The 23,415-nt window shown below is 38.7% G+C and carries 19 protein-coding genes and 1 pseudogene; 11 read left to right on the top strand and 9 right to left on the bottom strand.

The genetic code is table 11. From position 1 onward, the window contains the following. Positions 1-123 (top strand): annotated as a pseudogene (locus ACOMA9_RS05740) (IS30 family transposase); the annotation flags it as partial. Positions 124-372: 249 nt separating this feature from the next. Then, the gene (locus ACOMA9_RS05735) at positions 373-786 is read left to right on the top strand and encodes an EamA family transporter (RefSeq protein ID WP_330945165.1); all 414 of its coding nucleotides are present in this window, start codon (positions 373-375) and stop codon (positions 784-786) included. A 102-nt stretch (positions 787-888) separates the two neighbouring features. Here the strand turns inward: ACOMA9_RS05735 and ACOMA9_RS05730 are convergent, their stop codons facing one another. The 3 genes from ACOMA9_RS05730 to mutL all read right to left on the bottom strand — a co-directional run bounded on the left by ACOMA9_RS05730 (position 889) and on the right by mutL (position 4,148). After that, positions 889-1,467, bottom strand: coding sequence for a DNA-3-methyladenine glycosylase I (locus ACOMA9_RS05730; RefSeq protein WP_330945163.1), 579 nt, complete (start codon positions 1,465-1,467; stop codon positions 889-891). Positions 1,468-1,477: 10 nt separating this feature from the next. Next, positions 1,478-2,068: a Holliday junction branch migration protein RuvA gene (ruvA, locus tag ACOMA9_RS05725; RefSeq protein ID WP_330945162.1), complete on the bottom strand. Its 591-nt coding sequence runs from the start codon at positions 2,066-2,068 to the stop codon at positions 1,478-1,480. 133 nt (positions 2,069-2,201) lie between these two features. Beyond that, complete coding sequence (mutL, locus tag ACOMA9_RS05720) at positions 2,202-4,148, bottom strand: DNA mismatch repair endonuclease MutL (RefSeq protein WP_330945161.1); 1,947 nt, start codon at positions 4,146-4,148, stop codon at positions 2,202-2,204. 253 nt (positions 4,149-4,401) lie between these two features. Here mutL and ACOMA9_RS05715 point away from each other — a divergent pair, with 253 nt between their 5' ends. Next, positions 4,402-4,842 carry a LytTR family DNA-binding domain-containing protein gene (locus ACOMA9_RS05715; RefSeq protein ID WP_151379815.1) on the top strand — a complete coding sequence of 147 codons (441 nt, stop codon included), beginning with the start codon at positions 4,402-4,404 and terminating at the stop codon, positions 4,840-4,842. Next, on the top strand, positions 4,839-5,297 hold the full coding sequence (locus ACOMA9_RS05710) for a DUF3021 domain-containing protein (protein WP_003038399.1): 459 nt from the start codon (positions 4,839-4,841) through the stop codon (positions 5,295-5,297). The genes ACOMA9_RS05715 and ACOMA9_RS05710 overlap by 4 nt, the downstream gene beginning before the upstream one ends. A gap of 188 nt (positions 5,298-5,485) precedes the next feature. Here the strand turns inward: ACOMA9_RS05710 and mutS are convergent, their stop codons facing one another. After that, complete coding sequence (gene mutS, locus ACOMA9_RS05705; RefSeq protein ID WP_421424866.1) at positions 5,486-8,047, bottom strand: DNA mismatch repair protein MutS; 2,562 nt, start codon at positions 8,045-8,047, stop codon at positions 5,486-5,488. Between the two features lie 192 nt (positions 8,048-8,239). Continuing rightward, positions 8,240-8,680: an arginine repressor gene (gene argR / locus ACOMA9_RS05700; protein WP_330945158.1), complete on the bottom strand. Its 441-nt coding sequence runs from the start codon at positions 8,678-8,680 to the stop codon at positions 8,240-8,242. Between the two features lie 103 nt (positions 8,681-8,783). Here argR and argS point away from each other — a divergent pair, with 103 nt between their 5' ends. Next, complete coding sequence (gene argS, locus ACOMA9_RS05695; RefSeq protein ID WP_195674378.1) at positions 8,784-10,472, top strand: arginine--tRNA ligase; 1,689 nt, start codon at positions 8,784-8,786, stop codon at positions 10,470-10,472. A 54-nt stretch (positions 10,473-10,526) separates the two neighbouring features. Here argS and nrdI read toward each other — a convergent pair whose 3' ends face one another. The 4 genes from nrdI to malQ form a co-directional block, all read right to left on the bottom strand. After that, the gene (gene nrdI, locus ACOMA9_RS05690; RefSeq protein WP_421424863.1) at positions 10,527-10,982 is read right to left on the bottom strand and encodes a class Ib ribonucleoside-diphosphate reductase assembly flavoprotein NrdI; all 456 of its coding nucleotides are present in this window, start codon (positions 10,980-10,982) and stop codon (positions 10,527-10,529) included. Between the two features lie 75 nt (positions 10,983-11,057). Next, positions 11,058-11,567, bottom strand: coding sequence for an ABC transporter permease (locus tag ACOMA9_RS05685; protein ID WP_003027812.1), 510 nt, complete (start codon positions 11,565-11,567; stop codon positions 11,058-11,060). A 149-nt stretch (positions 11,568-11,716) separates the two neighbouring features. After that, positions 11,717-13,975, bottom strand: a complete 2,259-nt coding sequence (glgP, locus tag ACOMA9_RS05680; protein WP_049516937.1) for a glycogen/starch/alpha-glucan family phosphorylase — start codon at positions 13,973-13,975, stop codon at positions 11,717-11,719. A gap of 25 nt (positions 13,976-14,000) precedes the next feature. Further along, a complete protein-coding gene (malQ, locus tag ACOMA9_RS05675; RefSeq protein WP_421424860.1) occupies positions 14,001-15,524 on the bottom strand; it encodes a 4-alpha-glucanotransferase in 1,524 nt (507 codons plus the stop codon). A 328-nt stretch (positions 15,525-15,852) separates the two neighbouring features. On the opposite strand from malQ, the gene ACOMA9_RS05670 reads away from it, so the two are divergent. From ACOMA9_RS05670 to pulA, 6 genes are all read left to right on the top strand, one after another. Then, positions 15,853-17,112, top strand: coding sequence for an extracellular solute-binding protein (locus tag ACOMA9_RS05670; RefSeq protein ID WP_247905386.1), 1,260 nt, complete (start codon positions 15,853-15,855; stop codon positions 17,110-17,112). 73 nt (positions 17,113-17,185) lie between these two features. Beyond that, a complete protein-coding gene (locus ACOMA9_RS05665) occupies positions 17,186-18,481 on the top strand; it encodes a sugar ABC transporter permease (RefSeq protein ID WP_421424858.1) in 1,296 nt (431 codons plus the stop codon). A 1-nt stretch (position 18,482) separates the two neighbouring features. Further along, positions 18,483-19,325, top strand: a complete 843-nt coding sequence (locus ACOMA9_RS05660) for a sugar ABC transporter permease (protein ID WP_049514631.1) — start codon at positions 18,483-18,485, stop codon at positions 19,323-19,325. Between the two features lie 97 nt (positions 19,326-19,422). After that, positions 19,423-20,235 carry a DUF1189 domain-containing protein gene (locus ACOMA9_RS05655; RefSeq protein WP_247906466.1) on the top strand — a complete coding sequence of 271 codons (813 nt, stop codon included), beginning with the start codon at positions 19,423-19,425 and terminating at the stop codon, positions 20,233-20,235. A 10-nt stretch (positions 20,236-20,245) separates the two neighbouring features. Next, positions 20,246-21,232 carry a LacI family DNA-binding transcriptional regulator gene (locus ACOMA9_RS05650; RefSeq protein WP_003027820.1) on the top strand — a complete coding sequence of 329 codons (987 nt, stop codon included), beginning with the start codon at positions 20,246-20,248 and terminating at the stop codon, positions 21,230-21,232. Positions 21,233-21,245: 13 nt separating this feature from the next. Continuing rightward, positions 21,246-23,321: a type I pullulanase gene (gene pulA, locus ACOMA9_RS05645; protein WP_421424856.1), complete on the top strand. Its 2,076-nt coding sequence runs from the start codon at positions 21,246-21,248 to the stop codon at positions 23,319-23,321. Positions 23,322-23,415 lie beyond the last annotated feature (94 nt).

The raw sequence follows: 23,415 nt of genomic DNA, 5'->3' as shown, positions 1-23,415 counted from the left end.
TTTGCCTGCTATCCTCTGGTAGAGAATTTAGGAATTTCCTTTTTCTTTGCGGATGCCTATTCATCCTGGCAGAGAGGAAGCAATGAAAACGCAAATGGCTTACTAAGAGAATATTTCCCAAAGAAAAAGTCTGGAATTGCCAGCCTTCTTCTAATTATAACTATAATTGCGCCACATCAATAATATAATCTATTCAATTATACACATGAGGGCCATGCGTTGCAAAAATAAGGATTAGCTTTAACGAAACTAGGCTTTATATAAAGAAAAGCCAGATAATTCTTGCTGCATGAGTTTCTTTGGTTTTACTATGTTTAGATAGAATCAAATGTGATAAAATAAAGAAAACAAAACATTTAAGATGATTTAATGATGTGGGCAGTTTTTGCATTTCTCTCTGCTTTATTTGCAGCACTGACATCTATCTTAGCCAAAATCGGGATTTCTGGTGTCAATTCTAATCTAGCGACAGCTATTCGGACAGTAGTCGTTTTTTTAATAGCTTGGGGTATGGTCTTTTTGACCAAAGGACAACTCGGTCTTGCTAATATCAGCAAGAAAAGTTGGATTTTCTTGATTTTATCTGGATTAGCGACAGGCGCTTCCTGGCTCTGTTATTACCGAGCATTGCAGGAGGGAGAAGCCTCCAAGGTCGTTCCTATTGATAAGCTTAGTGTTGTCCTCACACTCATTCTTGCTTTTATCTTTCTCCACGAGGATTTTACTATGAAATCCTTGATTGCTAGCATTTTGATTACGATTGGAACTTTGGTCATGGTTTTGTAGTGATGTCATATCATCACAAATACGGCAATATTACGAAAAATATAAAACAGTATCGGTCAATAAATATTGCACTGACTGCTCACATAAAAGATAGCAAAGCTATTAACATCGTTTGATTGTTTTTCTTGCTGGATTAAAATCGCAAGTCTCCTCATGGTCATTGACGAGACCTGCCGCCTGCAGGAAAGAATAGACACAAACTGGTCCTACAAACTTGAAGTCTCGTCTCTTCATGTCTTTAGCCAGTTTTTCAGACAATGGAGTCTTGGAGGGCATCTGCTTGTAATCCTTTACAGGATTGTCAATTAGTGTAAAGTCTACAAAAGACCAGAGATAATAATCAAAACTGCCAAATTCTGCCTGTATTTTCAGAAAAGCTTGGGCGTTGGCACGTGTTGCATAGATTTTCCGACGATTTCGTACGACGGCAGGATTTTGTAAAATACCTTCTAACTCCGCGTCTGTCATGGCTACCACCTGATGAACATCATAGCCATGAAAAGCTTGTCGAAAGGCTGCTCGTTTATTGAGAATAGTCTCCCAAGACAGTCCTGCCTGATAGGTCTCTAGGCAGAGCAACTCAAATAAAGCCCGCTCATCATGCAAAGGAATCCCCCACTCTAGATCATGATAAGCGACATATAAAGGATTATTCTTTTTTACCCAACTACATCGTTTCATCTTTTCTCCTTTATTTTACCAGCATCTTAAGAGCGGATTTGATATAGTTTTCCGCGGTATCATTGGTTCCTTCAAAGAATTTCTTAATTTTCTTGAGTTCAGCCGCCTTGTAGCCCAGAGCCAACATGGCTTCCATGGCTTCTTCCAATTCTTGATTGTCACTAGTAGCTGCAACAGCAACTTGCTTAGGAGCAACACCTGTTGCCACAACCTTTCCTTCTAAGTCCAGCACCATCTGCTGGGCTGTTTTTTTTCCGATTTTAGGAAATTTTGTCAGATAAGTGATGTTTTTCTGCTCAATAGCCTGCACCAAACCGGCATTATCATCGGCAGCGATTATCGCAAGAGCAGAAACAGGTCCAATACCAGAAACCGAAATCAAATTGAGAAAAAGCTGCTTTTCATCCTCTGTACGAAAACCGTAGAGGATCTGGGCATCCTCTCTGACCACCTGATGAACAAAAACTTGAATCTCCTGATTGACCTGACCTGAATAGGCATAGGGATTTGCCACATGCAGGGTATAGCCAATTTGCCCCACCTCCACTACAATATATTTGGCTGTGATTTTACTTAAAATTCCTTTAAAATATTCGTACATGACTTCTCCTTTTCAACCCTTTTAGTATATCATATTTTCAACTAGAAAAAATTGAAGCTGTTGGAAAAACCTCACATTGGATAGAAAAAAGCTAAAAAACAGAGAATATGGTAACTCTCTGTTTTCAGGATATTTAGTATTTCCCCAATTCTCTCAGACTGGTATGATTTTCCTGAATCCGACGGAACATTTTTTCCATATCAGATTTAGTGAAGTTGACCAAAACGGGACGACCGTGAGGGCAGTTGTAGGGATTGTCGCATTGTGATAACTGAAAAATCAAATCACGTGCTGAATAGTCATCCAAACTGTGATTGGCTTTAATAGAGCGTTTACAACTCATCATAATAGCCAGCTCAGCGCGATATTTCTTGATAGAGACTTCCTTGGTTAGAAGGAGCATATCGCACATCTCATAAATACCTGATTCGATCTCCTCTTCCTTAAGCCAAATGGGATGTTCACGAAGAATAAATTGATTAGTTCCGTATTCTTCAAGGAAAACACCAGCTTCTTCCAAAAGAGACATACGTTGTTTCAGACGTAGCATATCATCGGCTGGAAATTCAAAGATATAGGGAACCAGAATCTGCTGCTGACTAGCATCTACATCTCCGATTTTTTCACGGTAATATTCGTACTTCACTCGCTCTTGAGCCGCATGCTGGTCAATGATATAGAGACCACCGTTTCCTTGAGCAAAAAGGTAGGTGCCATGCATTTGCCCGAAATATTCCAATTCTGGAAACGTTGAAGTTTCTTCTCCATCTAGCTTATCTAAAGCTCTCTCTAAGCTCGCCTGATCCAGCTCTGGATGATCTAGTTGATTGTAAGAAGGAGATTGCCTTTCTGCAAATTTGACAGAAGCAGCTTTTGAATTGAGTTCAGCTGTATCAGCAGATTGTTGGTCTAATCGGTCAGATTCCTCAAAAGAAGGTTGGGCTTCTGACACTTGTGGTTTCACAAAGAAGTCATTTCTTTCTTTATCGTAATAGAGTCGGTTTGCTTTGAGTGGGAGACTCGTCTGCTCAGGTTTATTTGCTCGGTTAATGGTTGATTTTGCTAAATTTTCCAAAGCGTCCGGAATCAAATCCTGCTCTTTTAAACTCGCAGAAATGGCTTGCGAAATCAAGGCCATCAGTTCTCTCTCTTTTGAAATCCGCACTTCTTGCTTGGTCGGATGAACATTGACATCAGCAAGATATGGGTCAATCCGAATATCAATCACAGCAATCGGAAAACGTCCCACCATGAGCTTGCTACCATATCCATCTAAAATAGCTCGATTGAGCAGGAAATTCTTGATGTAGCGACCATTGATGAGAATGGTGATGTAATTCCGATTAGCCCTTGTTAATTCTGGCAAACTAATATAGCCTGATACTTCAAAATCCAAATCAGATGCTGAAATTTCAATCATTTTTTTTGCTGTTGTTAATCCATAGATACCAGCAATTGCTTGACGCAAATTTCCTGTTCCTGCCGTCCGAGTCAACTCTTTACCATCATTGAGCAAGATAAAAGCGACCTCTGGATGTGCTAGACTCAAACGGTTCATTACATCTACAATGTGAGACAGTTCTGCTTGTTGACTTTTCATATATTTTAAGCGAGCAGGTGTGTTGAAAAAGAGATCTTCCACCTTGATTTTGGTGCCTCTAGGACAGCTACTTGGTTCTATAGTTTCAATTTCTCCACCTTGCGCAATCAGAAGCGTTCCATGTGTTCCACCATTTGTCGCAGTTTCAATTGTCAAGCGTGAAACAGAAGCAATCGACGGAAGCGCTTCACCGCGAAAGCCCAATGTCCGAATTCGAAAAAGGTCGGCTTGTTTCTTGATTTTACTAGTAGCATGCCGCCGCAAAGCCAAGGAAACCTCCTCATGCTCAATTCCTTCACCATTATCGATGACTTGAATACTCTTGAGCCCTGCTTCTTCAATCTCAACTATAATCTGAGTGGCACCAGCATCAATGGAGTTTTCTATCAACTCCTTGACCACACTACTAGGACGCTCAATGACCTCACCTGCTGCAATCTGATTAGCAAGATTTTCTGGTAGTTCTATAATTTTTGACATAGTTTTCTCCGTAAGTATTCTAGCTATCATTATAACATAAAGCTGTTTTTCTATCAGAAGTCCGGTGTGAGGGGGACACACATCGTTTACTAGAAAGAACCAAATAGACAAGCAAAGCAACCACTTAGGTAAAAGTCCTTGTTTTCCTAGTCGAAATAATGTTTAATAGATTTAGGAAGAAGGAGGTAGTTAGTGACCTCTTGGTATGAACGAAAATCAGCAACAAACCAACATCTGGAAAGAAGGGATGTTTATGAAAGTGCAATTGTATATTGACGAAAAGTTTTCAGAGGAAAAAGTCATTATCGAAGCACCGGCTTTGTCAGATGCCATTCAGCAATTGATGAAATTTGCTCAACAACTCGGTAAAAACAAAGTTATTCGAGCCAAAAAAGAGGAAGAGATTTACCTATTAGATACTGCTGAAATTCAGCGGGTTTATATTGAAAACCGCCAAGTTTGGGCTGAAACAGCGACAGGCAATTATCTCTTAGGGCTTCCGCTTTATCAAGTTTTGGAATTGCTTCCCACTGATTTTCTACAGATTTCCCAATCTGAAATCATCAATATCAAACAGATTGATCATCTGAAATTGACTGGCAGCGGTCTGATTCAGATTGCAATGAAAAACGGTCTGATAACGTATTCATCTCGCCGTTATCTCAAAGCTATAAAGGAGAAATTACAGCTATGAAAAAAACATTATTCAGAGATGCTCTAGGAGGTATTGTTATCGGGCTTCTCCTATCCGTCATCTTTTCTTACTTTTTTGCACCTGTCTATCATCCGCTCAACCCTTATTCAGCAGTTGGTCTTTGGATGGAACAGCATCATATTCACGGCGCCTTAGTCGTTCTCTATTGCGCAGCGATATGGTGTCTAATCGGCTTGCTCTTTAGCTTAGGGAAAGAGCTTTTCAAAAAAGATTGGAGCATTCTCAAAGCAACAATCTGTCATTATGGGCTTATGATTTTAGGGTTTATCCCTCTAGCTCTATTAGCCGGCTGGTTTCCAAGTGAACCCATTTTCATCTTACAGTTAATTTTGGAATTTACTGTTGTTTATCTCATCCTTTGGACAATCCTGTCTTATCTGACTAAAAAGAAAATTGAGAAAATCAATCATCACTTAAACAAACAAAGCAAATAGCAAGAAATAACCGCTGTGAAAAAACTCACGGCGGTTATTTGAACCCAACTTAGAATGCAGATTGATAGAAAACGATCATAGCTTACTAAATTGTTGTGGTTTGAAGATTAGACCCTAGCTGCAATTCTGGTATGACATTTCAGCAAATTAAGCTGTTAGCCAGTCACATCCACTATAGCTTCAACATTTTAAAGTTTCTTCTTTATCTCTGCCACAGCCAACATCACTTCCATTGGGGTCATATTATAAATGTCCAACTGGCGCAACTCGTCTAAAATAGGTGATTCAGTTGTTTCTGTAAATAAAGACATCTGCTCAGCCACTTGATTTTTTTCACGAGCATCCGCAGGCAATGTATTAGAGATGCCAAAAGATGACTTCTCATTTGCTTGGCTTTCTAATCGTGTCAATATTTGATCCGCTCTTGTCAACAAATCATTTGGCAAACCTGCAATTTTTGCTACATGAATCCCATAAGATTTATCAGCAGGTCCAACCTCAATCTTATGAAGAAATGTTACTTGACCATCTTTTTCTAGGGTTGCTACATGGACATTTTCTAGTTGTGTCAAGCTAGTTGACAGTTCTGTCAACTCGTGATAGTGAGTCGCAAAAAGTATCTTGGCTCCTGTCCGATTGTGAATATACTCAATAATAGCTTGAGCAAGCGCCATGCCATCATAGGTCGCTGTTCCTCTTCCTAACTCATCAAAAAGAATAAGTGAATTTTCTGTCGCTTGAGAAATAGCATGGTTTGCTTCCATCATTTCAACCATAAAGGTTGATTGTCCAGAAACCAAGTCATCAGCTGCACCAATTCGAGTAAAGATTGCATCAAAAATCGGCAATTGGGCACTTTCGGCTGAAACATAAGAGCCCATTTGAGCCATAATCACAATAATCGCTAACTGCCGCATATAAGTTGACTTCCCACTCATATTTGGGCCTGTAATTAGCTGAACATTAACATTCTCATCCATTGAAATGCTATTAGGAATATAGGTTTGTGCACCCATAACTTTTTCTACGACCGCATGCCGCCCTTTATCAATTTGGATAGAGCGCTGCTCAATAAATTCTGGTCTCACAAAATGTTGCTTTTCTGCTACAGCTGCAAAGCTTTGCAGCACATCAACCGTTGCCAGATTTTGCGCCAAGGATTGCAGGCGTTTGATATATTTACCAGCTTCCTCACGAATGCGCATAAAAATCTCGTATTCCAAATTAGCTGATTTTTCACGCGCTTCCAACATCTCACCTTCAATACGAGCCAGTTCTTCCGTACCAAAACGCTCCGAATTTTTCAAAGTTGCCTTGCGGAAAAAATGACTGGGAACATGTTCAAGCTGAGAATTGGTGACATGGAAATAATAACCATCTTTTTTATTGTAATCAATCTTCAGGTTGTTAATTCCACTAGCTTCTCTTTCTTTCGCCTCAATATCTGCAATCCAGCTCGTTCCATCTCGCATGACCACTCGATACTTGTCCAAGGTTTCATCAAAACCTGTTTTAATAATATTACCCTCTGTAATGACATTTGGAGCATCCTGCGAAATTGCCAACTGAATCAAGTTTGCCAATTCAGGAATTTCATCCAATTTGGCAATCAAATCTTCCAAAACTGGGCTGTCAATTCCTTTTAAGATTCCCTTAATTTGTGGTACATGACTCAATGTCGCAGCAAGTTGTAATAAATCTTTTGGATTGGTCTTGCCAAACGAAACCCGACTGGCTAAACGCTCAATATCATACACTCCTTTGAGAGTGTCTGATAAGTCACTGCGCTCAAAGAAATGATCTAAAAAGACTTGCACTACATCCTGCCGCTTGACGATTCGCTCTTTATCAATCAACGGACGTTGAATCCACGCTCTCAACAATCGTGTTCCCATAGCTGTCTTAGTCTCATCCATCAGCCAATAAAGGCTCCCGTGCTTCTTTCCTGTTCGAGCATTCTCTGTTAAATCCAGACTTGCCATAGTTGAGTAGTCCATCTGCAAGAAATCTTTGATTTCATAATGCTGAACTTGTTTCAAATGACTAAGCTCACGTAGCTGCGTTTTATGAACATACTGTAATAACTTTCCAGCTACTTGGTGCTCTAGCGGTGACAAGTCCTTTCCTAGTAGCTGAACATCATCAAATGTAGTTTCTACTTGCGATAAAAGGAGAGTCATTTGAGTCTCCAATACTTGGCGCTCCATTTCAGGCAATTCATACCCTAAGACCACTTCACGCGCTCGCAAGTTCCGGATTTCTCCACAGACCATGTTAAAGTCACTAAGACTTGTGACCTGAAATTCACCCGTTCCCACATCCATATAAGCCAGTCCATATATACCTGACAGCTTATCCAAAGCCACTAAAAAGTTATTCTGACTGTCTGGTTTTGAAGAATCAACTACTGTCCCCGGCGTAATCACCTGTACTACTTCGCGTTTGACTACTCCAACCGCTTTTTTAGGATCTTCCATTTGCTCTGCAATCGCAACTTTATAGCCTGCTTCAATTAAAACATCAATGTATTGCTGCACTGAATGGTAAGGAACTCCTGCCATTGGGATTGGATTTTCCGAGTTTTTATTGCGACTAGTCAGAGCAATCTCTAAAATCTGTGCCGCATTGGTCGCATCATCATAGAATAATTCATAAAAATCTCCCATGCGAAACAACAAAAAAGCATCTGGATAATCTTTTTTTATATCTAAATACTGTTGCATTCCTGGAGATAGTTTTTCTTTTGTCATTCTCATCCTTTCTGTTGGTTAATAGTGATAAGAGTGGGATAGAAATCATCTTGAAAATTTTCAGTTCGTAGTCTCACCTCCGCAGGGTTGCTCAACAGTCTGGGAGACTGTTGAGCAATCAGCTACTGCGTCTTGTTGACTACATAAACAAAGGAAGCTGAGCTCTTTGTCCCAGCCTCATCATTCATTCTCTTAATCCATTTTCTCAAGGAGCTGCTCTTCCATTTGTTTTGCAGCTGCTGTATCACGACAGATAACTAAGAGCGTGTTAGCCCCTGCTACCGTTCCTAAAATTAGCTCACCTTTATTTTCATCCACAAAGTTAGCCAGAATAGAAGCATCCCCTAAGCGAGTATGAAGAACCAAGGAAAATTCCGCCCGAGAAACGCCCTCTACATGATAAGACAAGAACTCAACCAAATCGATTTTATTTGTTTCATCTGCTAAAACATAATAAACTTCATTGTTTTTCTTGGCTTTCGTCAATCCAATTTCACGTAAGTCCCGAGAGAGGGTTGTCTGTGTTACAATGATGCCTTGTGCCTTTAAACGATCCTGAATATCTTTTTGTGTACTCAGTTTTTCTTCCTTAATCATTCGCTTAATTAGTTTATGACGTTCACTCTTTTTCATTTTATCCTCAATAATGTATATTTATACTCAAAATTATACCAAAAAAATTGAAGATTCGTCAAAAAATATGTTAAAATACTAGTAAAAGACCAAAGGAGAAACCATGGATAATAAACAATTGATTGCAAGTGAATTGGCTAAGGTCATTGACAGCTTAGACCAAGACGCTATTTTAAATTTACTAGAAAAACCCAAAAGCTCAGATTTAGGTGATATTGCTTTTCCTGCCTTTTCTTTAGCGAAAGTAGAACGAAAAGCGCCTCAAGCGATTGCAGCAGATATTGCAGAAAAAATTGACTCAACAAACTTTGAAAAAGTAGTGGCAACTGGTCCTTATGTTAATTTCTTCCTTGATAAATCAAAAATTTCAGCTCAAGTTATCAAAGAAATTGTAAAAGAAGGAAATAACTATGGTCAGCAAAATGAAGGAAATGGAGAAAACATCACCATTGACCTCTCCAGCCCAAACATTGCAAAACCATTTTCAGTTGGTCATTTGCGCTCAACTGTTATCGGTGATGCCCTTTCTAATATTTTCCGTAAATTGGGCTATAACACCATTAAAATCAATCACTTAGGTGACTGGGGAAAACAATTCGGTCTTTTAATGGTGGCTTATAAAAAATGGGGCAGCAAAGAAGCCGTCGAAGCAAATCCAATTGATGAATTACTGAAACTGTACGTTCGTATCAATGCGGAAATCGAAACAGATCCTGAGCTTGATGACGAAGGTCGCCTCTGGTTCAAAAAACTAGAAGACGGTGATCCTGAAGCTACTGAATTATGGCAATGGTTCCGCGACGAAAGCCTGAAAGAATTTAACCGTATCTACAAATTGCTTGGCGTTGAATTCGATAGTCTAGCTGGTGAAGCCTTCTATAATGACAAGATGGACGAAGGCATCAAAATCCTTGAAGAAAAAGGATTGTTGGAAGAGTCTAAGGGGGCTAGCATTGTCAACCTTGATGATGTCAATCTGCCACCAGCTATGATTAAGAAATCTGACGGAGCAACACTTTACATTACACGTGATATTGCGACAGCTATGTACCGTGCTCGCACTTACAACTTCGTTAAAAACATTTATGCTGTAGGTCAAGAACAAGCTAATCACTTCAGACAATTAAAAGCCGTTTTGAAGAAGATGGGATTTGACTGGAGCGATGATATGATTCATGTAGACTTTGGCTTGGTAACAAAGAACCGCCAAAAATTGTCTACACGTAAAGGAAATATCATCCTTCTTGAACCAACTCTTCAAGAAGCTATCAATCGTGCTCAGTCACAAATTGAAGCCAAAAATCCTGACCTTGAAAACAAAGAAGCCGTTGCTCGTGCTGTCGGAGTAGGAGCTGTTAAATTCTACGATTTAAAAACAGACCGCCGCAACGGTTACGACTTTGATTTGGAGGCCATGGTATCTTTTGAAGGAGAAACAGGACCATATATCCAGTACGCTTATGCACGTATCCAATCAATCCTTCGCAAGGCTGACTTCAAGCCAAGCGCTGAATCAACATACAGCCTAGATGATGCTGAAAGTTGGGAAATCATTAAACTGCTGCAAGATTTTGCCCGTGTTATCAAACGTGCAGCTGACAATTATGACCCATCACTCATTGCAAAATATGCGATCAGTCTTGCACAAGCATTTAACAAATTCTACGCACACACTCGTATCTTGGACGAAAGCCCTGAACGTGACAGCCGTCTGGCTCTCAGCTACGCAACAGCTGTTGTTCTAAAAGAATCTCTTCGTCTTCTCGGCGTTGATGCTCCAGAAAAAATGTAATTTTCTAACCCTATCAAAAAATCCTATCGGTATTTACAACGATAGGATTTTTTATTACATTCCGTATAATTCTTCAATTTTCAGACCAACTCGTTTGACATCTTCATTCAAGCCACGAAGTTCAAATGTGTCCAAGACTGGAAAGCCAAATCGCTCTGCATATTGCTTAGCTGTTAAACAATATTGGTTGTTAAAATTACGATTACCACTACCAACAATGCCAAAACAGCGCTTGTAATTCTCTTCAAAAGCAATAAAGTCACCTAAATCATTGGTAAGAATCTCCACATCTCCATTATCCAAACCATTCCCACCTTCTAAGTAGGTTGGCAAAAAGGCTACAAAGGGCTGAGACATGGCGTAAAATGGTCGCTCCTCTTTCACCATATCTTTTATATCCACCTGCTCAATCTCAACATTTTCATGTCGCTCTTGCAAAAAAGCAGACAAACGTTTGATAAAACTCGCTGTGTTGCCACTTAAGCTAATATAAACTAAGGAAATCTTCATATTTTCTCACTTTCTAAAAATAAAACACATCTATCATTCTCTTAAAATTTTAAGCTGATAGATATGTTTTGTCAACTATTGTAATTCTTCTTTTGCTAAGTCTTGTTGCTGCCGTTTCATCTTGAAAAAGACAATAACAAGGAAAAGAATATTAAATGCAAAATAAATAATGGTCAAAACTCTTGTCGATGAGATTGCTGTGGCACGCATCGTTTGATCTTTATAAAGATTGTTGAGTGGCATACCACCGATATAATTGTAAATTGTCCCAATAATTCCTAATAACACATAAGCAATATAGGCAAAATTAGCGTATAAAATGTTTTTCTTGACGATAAACACAATAGCAGCAATCAACAATAAAATTGAAAGGACAACTAATATTTTATGCGGAATATTATGAAGAAAGACAAGACTTCTTTCAGTTACTTCCACGATTTGCTTCACAACCGTTTCAGACAGTCCTTTATAAGAACTTGTATTCGTTATTTTTTCACTGCCAAAAAAGGTTCCTACAAATGTAAAAGATGATAGAATGGCTGATAGTGTCAGCAAGACATATAGATAAATTGGTCGTTTTTTCACAATAATCCTCCTCGTTGTGAAAAAGTTTTCAGTTTTATTTATTATAACGTAAGCAGTCAAAAATGGCAACAAAAGTTTCACTAGTGTCAATTACTTTTTTCAAACAAAAGCCCCTCAACTATCAATCAAGGGGCCTATTTGCTATTGAACTAGTTCAAATGCCAAATTTCATCGTTATATTGAGCAATCGTACGGTCAGCAGAGAAGAAGCCTGCTTTTGCAATATTGACAAGAACTTTTTCAAGCCAGACGTCACGGTCTTCATAATCCGCAAACATGCGTTCTTTTGTTTCGATATAATCTTCCAAGTCAAGAAGCGTCATGAACCAGTCTTTGTTGATCAATTCATTGTAAAGTCGTTCCAATCGCTCTTTCTTACCAACTGCAAGAACGGCATCACTGACAATGAAATCAACCAGCGGTTTGATTGCTTTACGAGCATAGAATTCACTTGACTTATAAGCTTCTTTGGCATACAAATCAATAACTGTTTCAGAATCTTCACCGAAGATATAAATGTTGTCATCGCCGACTAATTCATGAATTTCAACATTTGCACCGTCTGAAGTACCAAGCGTTAAAGCACCATTTAGCATGAATTTCATGTTACCAGTACCTGAAGCTTCTTTAGAAGCAAGGGAGATTTGCTCAGAAATGTCACCGGCTGCAATTAAGAAGCTAGCTGCTGTTACATTGTAGTTTTCAACCATGACGACTTGCAAGTATGGAGAAACTTCTGGGTCGTTAGCAATTACTTCTGACAAGCAAAGGATTAAATGAATAATATCTTGCGCAATCGTATATGCTGGAGCAGCTTTCCCACCAAAGAAGACTGTAATTGGACGCGCAGGAATGTTTCCAGCCTTGATGTCCAAGTATTTGTGAATGACATAAAGAGCATTCATTTGTTGGCGTTTGTACTCGTGAAGACGTTTGATTTGGATATCAAAGATTGATTCAGGATTGATTTCAACACCTTGGTGCTCTTTCAAGTGACGAGCTAACTTCCGTTTGTTGTGAGCTTTGATTTTTTCAAGTTCAGCTTTCACATCAGCCTTACCAGAAAATTCAAGTAAGTCTTCTAATTTTGAAGCATCATGGTGCCAATCGCGACCAATCAAGCTATCAATGTAATTTGACAAACGTGGATTTGCGTGCATAAGCCAGCGACGGAAGGTGATTCCGTTTGTTTTATTGTTGAATTTTTCTGGATAAATGTCGTAAAAGGGCTTGAGTTCTGAGTTTTTCAAGATTTCTGTATGAAGAGCAGCAACCCCATTGACACTATATCCATAGTGAATGTCCATGTGAGCCATGTGTACACGATCATGTTCATCAATAATTTGAACAGCTGGATCTGCGTATTCAGCCTTCACGCGCTTATCCAATTCTTTGATAATTGGAACCAAGTGTGGAACAACTTCTTCCAAGAATTCAAGCGGCCATTTTTCAAGCGCTTCAGCAAGAATGGTATGGTTTGTATAAGCCGTCATATTCTTAACGATATTGATTGCTTCATCAAGAGAAATACCACGTTCTGTCAAAAGACGAATCATCTCTGGAATGACCATAGATGGGTGTGTATCGTTGATTTGGATAACAGCATAGTCAGCCAAGTCATGAAGATTGCTACCTTTTTCAATCGCTTCATCAATAATCAATTGTGCACCATTTGACACCATAAAGTATTGTTGGAAGATACGGAGCAATTCACCTTGCTTATTACTATCATCTGGATAAAGGAATAGAGTCAAATTACGAGCAATATCTGTCTTATCAAAGTCAATCCCATCTTCAATGATACTTGCATCTACTGAGTCAAGGTCGAACAGACGAAGACGGTTTTTAGTAGCTGTTTTATAACCAGGCACATCAATGTCATAAAGAGTTGATGTTAAAGTGAAATCAGCAAATGGTACTTGATAGCTACGGCTTGATTTTACTAACCAATTTTGCTCTGTCAACCAGAAGTTTGGTACTGTTGTTTGCTCATTATTTTTCAATACTTGTTGGAAAAGACCAAAGTGATAGTTCAGACCTACACCGTCTCCATTCAAACCAAGTGTTGCAATAGAATCAAGGAAGCAAGCAGCCAGACGTCCTAAACCACCATTACCAAGTGAAGGTTCTAATTCGACTTCTTCCACTTCAATCAAGTCTTTACCAGCGTCTGCTAATTCTTTTTTGACATCATCATAAAGGCCAAGGTTGATGAGGTTGTTTGACAACAGTTTTCCAATCAAAAATTCTGCTGAAATGTAATACAATTTCTTTTTACCAGTATTAACTGGCTTTTGTGCACTAGCCAATTTTGTATAGTTTAAAAGGGCAATATACAATTCTTCATTGCTGCATTCAGCAATTTCTTTTTGATAAGTTTGTTGGATAAATTCTTGTAAATTTGACATTTTTTCTCCTACTTAGAAAAGAACGTTACAATTCATTCTCTTTCTTTAATAATTTTTTATTTAAACGACGATATGTTTTCGTCAAGCTATATAACTCTGCTTCAATCACAGGGTCCAATTCATCTGCTGTCATACGCCATGACCAATTGCCACCAATGCTTGATGGATAGTTCATGCGAGCTGAGCCGTCTAGTTCAAGCAAATCTTGCATGGTTGCAATTGCCATAAAGCTGACAGAAGCAAAGATAGTCCGTAGCATAGCATGAGGTACTGTTTCATATTCTTTACGATTAGTATATTGAGCCATATATTCACGTGTGGCATCATCAATTTCATCGCGATACCAACCAAGTACCGTGTTATTATCATGCGTACCTGTGTACATGACAGAATTGTTAGGCGCAAGATGTGGACTATCAATACTTTCAGACTCTGGATTAAAGGCGAATTGAGTGACTTTCATACCAGGGAAGCCTGTTTTTTCCCGCAAAGCAATCACTTCGTCGGTCATAAAGCCTAAGTCCTCGGCGATGATGTTTAGTTCACCCAATTCTTCCTTCACAGCTTTAAACAAAGCATAATCAGGACCTTTCACCCATTTACCAGGAGCGGCTGTATCGGATCCAGCAGGGATTTCCCAATAAGATTCAAAACCACGAAAATGATCGATACGAACCACATCGTAGATTTTGAAACTCTCACGTAAGCGTTCAATCCACCAGCTATACCCATCTTCATCCATTGCCTTCCAGTCATAAATTGGGTTTCCCCAAAGTTGACCGGTCGCAGAGAATTCATCTGGCGGACATCCTGCTACACATGTAGGCTGTCCTAATTCATCTGTTTTAAAGAAATGCGGTTGCGCCCAAACATCACAGCTATCAGCTGCCACATAGATTGGCATATCGCCAACGATTTCAATATGATGTTCGTTAGCATAATTTTTCAATTCTAACCATTGTTTGAAGAAGAGATATTGCGTAACACGATGATAGGTCAATCGATCAGCTAGCTTTTCGCGATAAGTTGCCAAGCTAGACGCTTCACGATGACGTACCGCTGCATCTGGCCATTCCGTCCAAGCTTTCAAGTCGAAATGCTCTTTAATCGCCATGTATTCAACAAATACTTCAAGCCAAGACGCATTATCTGCTACAAATTTTTCATAAGCCGCTAAATCTCCGCGTTCTAAGAAACGTTTCACAGCTTTTTCTAAAACCGGTCTACGATTGTTGAAAACTTTCGCATAATCTACTTTTCTTGGATCTTGTCCAAAGTCTAAACCATCAATATCACTTTCAGTAAGTAGCCCCTCTTCAATCAGTCGGTCAAAATCAATAAAATGTGTATTTCCCGCAAATGCAGAGAATGATTGGTAAGGAGAATCTCCATAACTGGTCGTGCCCAAAGGCAAAATTTGCCAGTAGCGTTGCTTTGTTCTTACCAAGAAATCCACAAAATCGTAAGCACTTTTCCCAAATGAGCCGATTCCGTATTTCCCTGGAAGAGAAGAAATATGCATGAGAACACCACTTTGACGCTCTTTCATCTTATCACCTCAATAAATTTTTCTGTTAAATTTTGAATTCATTTAACGAAAACGTTTGCGTTGATTTGATTATAACTTAATTCCGGTCTGTGTGCAACCATTTTTCTAGTTTTTTTGTAAATTTTTAAAATATTTTGGACAATTGAATCATTTTCTTCTATATTTTATCAAGATTTTTGGAGTGGAAAATAAAAAATTTTCAAGATTTTTAAAAAAAGTGTTGCAAACGTTTTCTGTTTGTGGTATACTAAGTATAGTTTAAGAAAACGTTTGCGTAAACTATTTTAAATTGTTATCTTATTATTTTATTCTTTAGGAGGAATAAATCATGAAACGTAAAATGTTGAAAAGTGCTGCAGTTCTTGGAACTGTAGGGTTGGCTAGCTTGCTTTTGGTAGCTTGCGGAAGTAAAACAAGTAATTCTTCTTCTAGCGATGGCAAGAACATTACAGCCTACGTAGAAAAACAATACGAAGGCTACATGAAGAAAGCTGCTGCTGCTTTTGAAAAAGAAACTGGTACAAAAGTTACTATTAAGACAGGTGACCAACTTAAAGGTCTTGAAAATCTTTCACTTGACAACCAATCTGGCAAGGCTCCAGACGTTATGATGTCTCCATATGACCGCGTAGGTAGTCTCGGTACTGACGGTCAACTTTCAGAAGTGAAACTTGACAAAGGTTCAATGACTGATGATACAACTAAAGCACTTGTGACAACTAAAGGTAAAACTTATGGTGCTCCTGCTGTTATCGAAACTTTGGTAATGTATTATAACAAAGACCTTATCTCTAAAGCTCCAACAACATTTGCTGAATTAGAAGAACTTGCAAAAGACAGTAAGTACAATTTTGAAAACGAATCAGGCAAAACAACTGCTTTCCTTGCTGACTGGACAAACTTCTACTATACTTACGGTCTGTTAGCTGGTAATGGTGGATACGTCTTTGGTAAGAACGGTACCGATCCTAAAGACATTGGACTTGCAAATGACGGTTCTATCAAAGGTGTTGAATACGCTAAAACTTGGTATGCAAAATGGCCAAAAGGAATGCAAGATACTAAAGGTGCCGCAAACTTAATTCAAACTCAATTCCAATCAGGTAAAACAGCTGCTATCATTGAAGGCCCTTGGAAAGCTGCATCATTTAAAGAAGCTAAAGTGAACTATGGTGTTGCCACTATTCCTACACTTCCAAATGGCAAAAACTATGAAGCCTTTGGTGGAGGTAAAGCTTGGGTCATCCCTGCAGGATCTAAAAATGCCAAAGCAGCTCAAAAATTTGTTAATTTCTTGACTTCGACTGAACAACAAAAAGCTTTCTATGATGCTACAAACGAAGTACCTGCAAACACAGAGGCTCGTAAATACGCTGAAGGAAAGAATGATGAATTAACTTCAGCTGTTATTAAACAATTCCAATCTGCTCAACCTATGCCAAATATCTCTGAAATGAGTACTGTATGGGATCCAGCAGCAAGTATGCTCTTTGATGCTGTAAGTGGTAAAAAAGATACTAAAACCGCTGTAAATGATGCCGTTAAATTGATTAAAGATACTATCAATCAAAAATTTGGTAAAAAATAAAACAGATTGAGGTAGGATAGAACTCGATTGGCAGCACCAGTCGAGTTCTATATTTTAGAAAAAGGAGACTCTGATGACTACACAACAACAGCCACGTAAAGCATTGCTGCTCTCCCTCATCCCAGGACTTGGGCAAATTTATAATAAACAAAAAGCAAAAGGGGCTATCTTTTTAGGAGTTACCATCTTATTTTTGATTTACTTTTTCGCCATTGCTGCTCCTGAGTTAGGAAACTTAATTACTCTCGGTGAGGTGCCTGGACGCGATAACTCTCTTTTCATGCTGATTCGTGGTGCATTCCACTTTATTCTTGTCATTGTTTATTTCATCTTTTATGCTCTCAATCTAAAAGATGCTTATACTATTGCGAAACGTTGGAATAATGATTATCCAGTTCCTACGACTTTCAAAGATATGTTAAAAGGAATTTACGCTAATGGTTTTCCTTACCTATTGATTATTCCTTCATATATTGCAATGACTTTTGCTATCATTTTCCCTGTATTGGTCACTCTTTTAATCGCCTTTACAAACTATGATTTCCAACATTTGCCTCCAACCAAGCTCTTGGATTGGGTTGGCATGACAAACTTCACTAATATTTGGCGACTTAGCACTTTCCGTTCTGCTTTTGGAGCCGTTCTTGGTTGGACTATTATCTGGGCACTGACTGCCTCAACTGTCCAAATCGTTATTGGTATTTTTACCGCTATTATTGCAAACCAACCATTTATTAAAGGAAAACGCATTTTCGGCGTTATCTTCCTACTGCCTTGGGCTGTCCCAGCATTTATCACTATCTTAACTTTCAGTAACATGTTCAACGATAGTATCGGTGCGATCAATACCCAAGTCATTCCGCTTCTTGGTAAAGTTTTGCCATTCTTAAATGGACATTTGATTCCTTGGAAAACAGATCCAACATGGACTAAAATTGCTCTAATTATGATGCAAGGTTGGCTTGGATTCCCTTACATCTATGTATTGACACTTGGTATCTTGCAATCCATTCCAAACGATCTTTACGAAGCAGCTTACATTGATGGTGCAAATGCATGGCAAAAATTCCGCAATATCACTTTCCCAATGATTTTAGCAGTTGCTGCCCCTACACTCATCAGTCAGTATACTTTCAACTTCAACAACTTCTCTATCATGTACCTCTTCAATGATGGCGGTCCTGGTACAGTTGGTGGTGGTGCAGGTTCAACCGACATCCTCATTTCATGGATTTATCGTTTAACGACAGGTGCAGCTCCTCAATACTCAATGGCTGCTGCGGTAACACTTATCATTTCTCTTATCGTGATTTCAATCTCCATGATTGCGTTCAAGAAACTACATGCATTTGATATGGAGGATGTGTAAGATGAATAATTCTATTAAATTTAAACGCCGTTTAAACCACTTTTTAACTTATTTCTATCTAGTGGCTTTATCTATTATCATTATCTATCCTCTCTTGATTACGATTATGTCTGCTTTCAAGACAGGGAATGTCCTTGCGTTTAAGTTGGATACTGATATTAATTTCAGTTTTGAAAACTTTAGCAAGCTCTTTACCGAAACTCTATACGGTACTTGGTACTTTAACACCTTAATCATTGCCATCTTGACAATGATTATCCAAACAAGTATAGTTGTACTAGCTGGTTACGCTTATAGCCGTTATAATTTCCTCGCTAGAAAACAAAGTTTGGTTTTCTTCTTAATCATTCAAATGGTGCCAACAATGGCTGCCCTGACCGCCTTCTTCGTTATGGCTTTGATGTTAAATGCGCTCAACCACAGTTGGTTCCTCATCTTCCTTTATGTCGGCGGTGGTATCCCAATGAACGCTTGGCTCATGAAAGGATATTTTGATACTGTGCCTATCTCGCTTGATGAGTCCGCTAAATTGGACGGTGCTGGGCACTTCAGACGCTTCTGGCAAATTGTACTGCCACTCGTTCGTCCAATGATTGCTGTACAAGCTCTCTGGGCTTTCATGGGACCATTCGGAGACTACATCTTATCTAGTTTCTTACTTCGTGAAAAAGAATTCTATACAGTTGCTGTTGGTTTACAAACCTTTGTTAGTGATGTGAAGAATTTGAAGATTGCCTACTTCTCAGCAGGTGCTATCTTGATTGCCTTGCCAATCTGTATCTTATTCTTCTTCTTACAAAAGAACTTTGTATCTGGTTTAACAAGTGGTGGCGACAAGGGATAATCTTGTCCCACCCTCTTTTATTTATAGTTGTATGATAGCTAATAAATTTAATTTTATTAGCTATCACCTGATTATAATTTTTTAGAAAGAGTGTCTTATGTTACCTTATCCATTTAATTATTTTTCCAGTATTTATGGTTTTAAAAAGCCTTTTGCTAATCGGAAATTGCTGACATGGTTTCAGCTGATTTTCACTAGTGTCTTTTTAATTTCCTTATCCATGATACCAATTGCGATTCAAAATGCTTCACTCAAAAGTTACCCACTCACCACTTTTGTAGACGGTGTTTTTGACTCGCTAACAAAAGAAACGATGGCTGATATTGCAGAGAACGCTAAAATAGAAAATCATCAATTTAGCTATTCTGGCCAGCAAGCAACTCACAATAGCAAAACGGGAACTGTCTTTCTTGGAAAAGAGAATACAACCTTAGAAGAAAAGTTAACGCTTGCTTTTGAGCCAAAGCAATTGGTTATTAGTAAAAAAGGAAGAAAACTAGCAGAAATTCAATACCAGCATATTAATCAAGCTGCTTTGAAAGATAAAGCCGCTCTGAGTGCTGCCATTTCTCAAGACTGGTTCCAACAAAATCGTGTGACAGTCAGTCTATTTTTGGTTCTGATTTCAGGATTTCTATTGGCATTAAACTTCTTTATTGTCCTTCTAGGTGCTACTTTTTTCCTTTATTTAACGAAAAAATCCCGTCTCTTCTCCTTTAAAACAGTCAAAGAATGCTATCACTTTGCTTTGAACTGTTTGGGATTGCCAACTTTGATTGCTGTTGCAGCAGGGTTATTGTTCGGTCAAGCCATGACCACTATGATTACCATTCAAAACATTCTTTTTGTTCTTTATCTCGTCATTATTTTCTATCGGACACATTTCCGTGATGAAAAAATGAAAAAGTAGGAGGTTTTTTATGCGAGTTACTATTAAAGAAGTTGCTAAATTGGCAGGAGTTTCGCCTTCTACCGTTACCCGTGTGATTCAAAACAAATCCAGCATTAGCGATGAAACAAAAAAAAGAGTCCGCAAGGCTATGAAAGAATTGAATTATCACCCTAATCTCAATGCACGTAGTCTTGTTAGCAGTTACACACAAGTCATTGGGATTGTTTTACCTGATGATTCAGACACTTTTTATCAAAATCCGTTCTTTCCTTCTGTTTTCCGCGGAATTGCTCAGGTGGCTTCCGAGCATCACTACGCTATCCAAATTGCAACCGGGAAAAATGAAAAAGAACGCATGGAAGCCATTTCCCAAATGGTTTTGGGAAAACGTGTGGACGGACTCATCTTTCTCTACTCTCAAGAAAATGATCCACTAGTGAAAATGGTCAGTGAAGAACAATTTCCTTTCTTAATTTTAGGAAAATCGCTTTCTCCGTTTATTCCTTTGGTGGATAATGACAATATCCAAGCTGGATATGACGCAACAGAATATTTTATCAAAAAAGACTGCCACAATATTGCTTTTATTGGTGGTAGCAAAAGACTATTTGTAACGCAAGATCGCTATAAAGGGTATCAAAAAGCACTAGAGGATTATCACTTAGAGCTTGACCCTCAAAATACAGCCTTTGCAAATGAATTTTTGGAAGACAAAGGATATCAATTTACCAAGCGCCTTCTCAGTCATGATACAAAAATTGATGCTATTATCACAACAGACAGTATGCTAGCAGAAGGAGTTTGTAATTATTTAAATGAAAATCAATTGTCTGTTCCCACTCTAGCCTTTGACTCTATTAAACCCAAACTTGATTTAACAGCTTATGTAGACATTAACACATTAGAGCTAGGGCGGGTTTCGTTCAAGACTATTCTACAAATTATCAATGATACCAAAGAAAATCGACAAATTTGCTATCGCCAATTGATTCCACATCGCATTATCGAACGATAAAGAAAGGAAGTTTATGGCTTTCCGAACATTCCAAGCCTATTTAGATGACCAAAGTCTCATCACTATTGAGTTAGAAAAACAATTTTATGCCGAACCATTACAATTTACAATTGAAACGGTTGATCGTGCAGAAACTTTACGGATAAGAGCTGTAGGAGAACATGACAACTTCGTGCAATACCGTCTTGCTCCTCTTGAGCCGTTAGATTTAGCTAGCCATTATTGGATTTACGACCAAGATCGCAATAAAACATTCTTACAATTTCGCCATATTGTGAGAAAACCGATTTTTGACCAAACATTTACCTACAACGGAAGCGATTTAGGGGCTCATTATACTCCACAAGCAACTATTTTTAAGCTTTGGGCACCAATTTCTGAACAAGTATTGCTTCATTTGCAAAATGACATTTACCCAATGATGCTCGGAGAAAAAGGAGTTTGGCAAACAGAAGTCTCTGGAGACTTTGATGGGGCTGCTTATTACTATCTACACAAAGTGAATGGTCATTGGGTGGAAGTACACGATCCTTATGCCTTATCTTCAGAAAGCAATTCTGGCGTTAGTTATGTTGTCAATCCAGAGAAAATTACTCGCCTAATTCACCGAGCAGCAACACAAATTCCAATAACAAAAGCTGTTATCTACGAGATGAGTGTGCGAGATTTTTCCATGCAAAAAGAAGCCGAGTTTTCTTACCCTGGTAAATTCAAATCCCTAACAGAGTCTCCGCAATTGCAAGAGCATACTTTAGGAATGGATTACATCAAACAGCTTGGAGTAACCCACATTCAGCTCATGCCTTTGTATGATTTTGGCAGCGTTGATGAAAATCATCCAGAACTCGTGTATAACTGGGGCTACGACCCTATGCAATACAATCTTCCTGACGGTAGCTTTGCAACGAATCCACATGATCCTTATACAAGAATCGTTGAATTGCAAGAAGCAATCGCTACTTATCATCAAGCCGACATTAGTGTTATCATGGACGTCGTTTACAATCATGTCTACGATCCTAAAGCCTATGCTTTTGAAAAAATCGTCCCAGGCTATTTCTTCCGCTACGATCACAACGGTAATTTGACAAATGGGACTTTCTGTGGGAACGATGTGGCAAGTGAGCGGGCAATGGTTCGTAGCTATATTAAGCATTCCCTCAAACAATGGCTAACTCTTTATGGAATGGATGGCTTCCGCTTTGACCTCATGGGTATTTTAGATATGGAAACCATGAAGCAGATTGCAGAGGAATTGAAATTTCTTTATCCAAATGTTTATTTGTATGGAGAAGGGTGGCGTATGGCTACCGGACTGGATAGCAATCGACTTGCACATCAATTCAACGCCGCTCAATTACCAAACTATGGTTTTTTCAGCGACCACTTCCGCAATACAATCAAAGAAACGATTTTAGAAGGAAGTCAAATCCAAGATTCCAAACCAATAGATACGATAGAAAATGTATTGACAGCTAATGTTGGATTAACGGAAACAGCACATTTTATTGCACCCCAGCAAGCTATCAACTACGTGGAATGCCATGACGATGCAACGGCTTTTGATTATTTTACAATTAAAAAGCCAGATATCTCTCTAAATAAGCGGTTAGCAGATGCACGACTTGCTTTGCATATTACTTTGTTAGCTCAGGGAGTACCATTCATCCATAGCGGGCAAGAGTTTTTCCGCAGTAAAAACCTCATGGATAATACTTATAATACTCCAGACACCATCAACCGTCTTGATTGGCTACGCTCCATTGAATATGAGAAAGACGTAGATTTTATTCGCCAGTTAGTCCAATTCAGAAAAGCAAATCCGCTCCTCAGTTTGGAAACAAGAACAGAAATTAAAGATTACTGTTCTATCGAATGGCTAACTGATTCTGTGGTCGAATATAAAATTAAAGAAAAAGAAGATCAAATCACAATCCTCATTAACTTTGGAAACGAAGCATTTAGCTATCCAAATCAGGATAAACAAGCTATTTTTATCAACTACCCAGAGATCAGCCTTGACGTTCCTCTCAATACTAACAGAGATTCCTATACTGTCCCTGCAAAACAAGTTCTCGTACTTAAATAATCGTAACATCTGTTTTATTTGTCTCGCACTAAAAACCACGAGACAGACTGAAAGTCATATAACAAAAAACATCAGATTGGCTAAACAAACCAAT

The organism is Streptococcus atopicus (assembly GCF_049166725.1).
Classification (GTDB): Bacteria; Bacillota; Bacilli; order Lactobacillales; family Streptococcaceae; genus Streptococcus; species Streptococcus hominis.
This window is presented reverse-complemented; position numbering and strand designations above follow the sequence as displayed.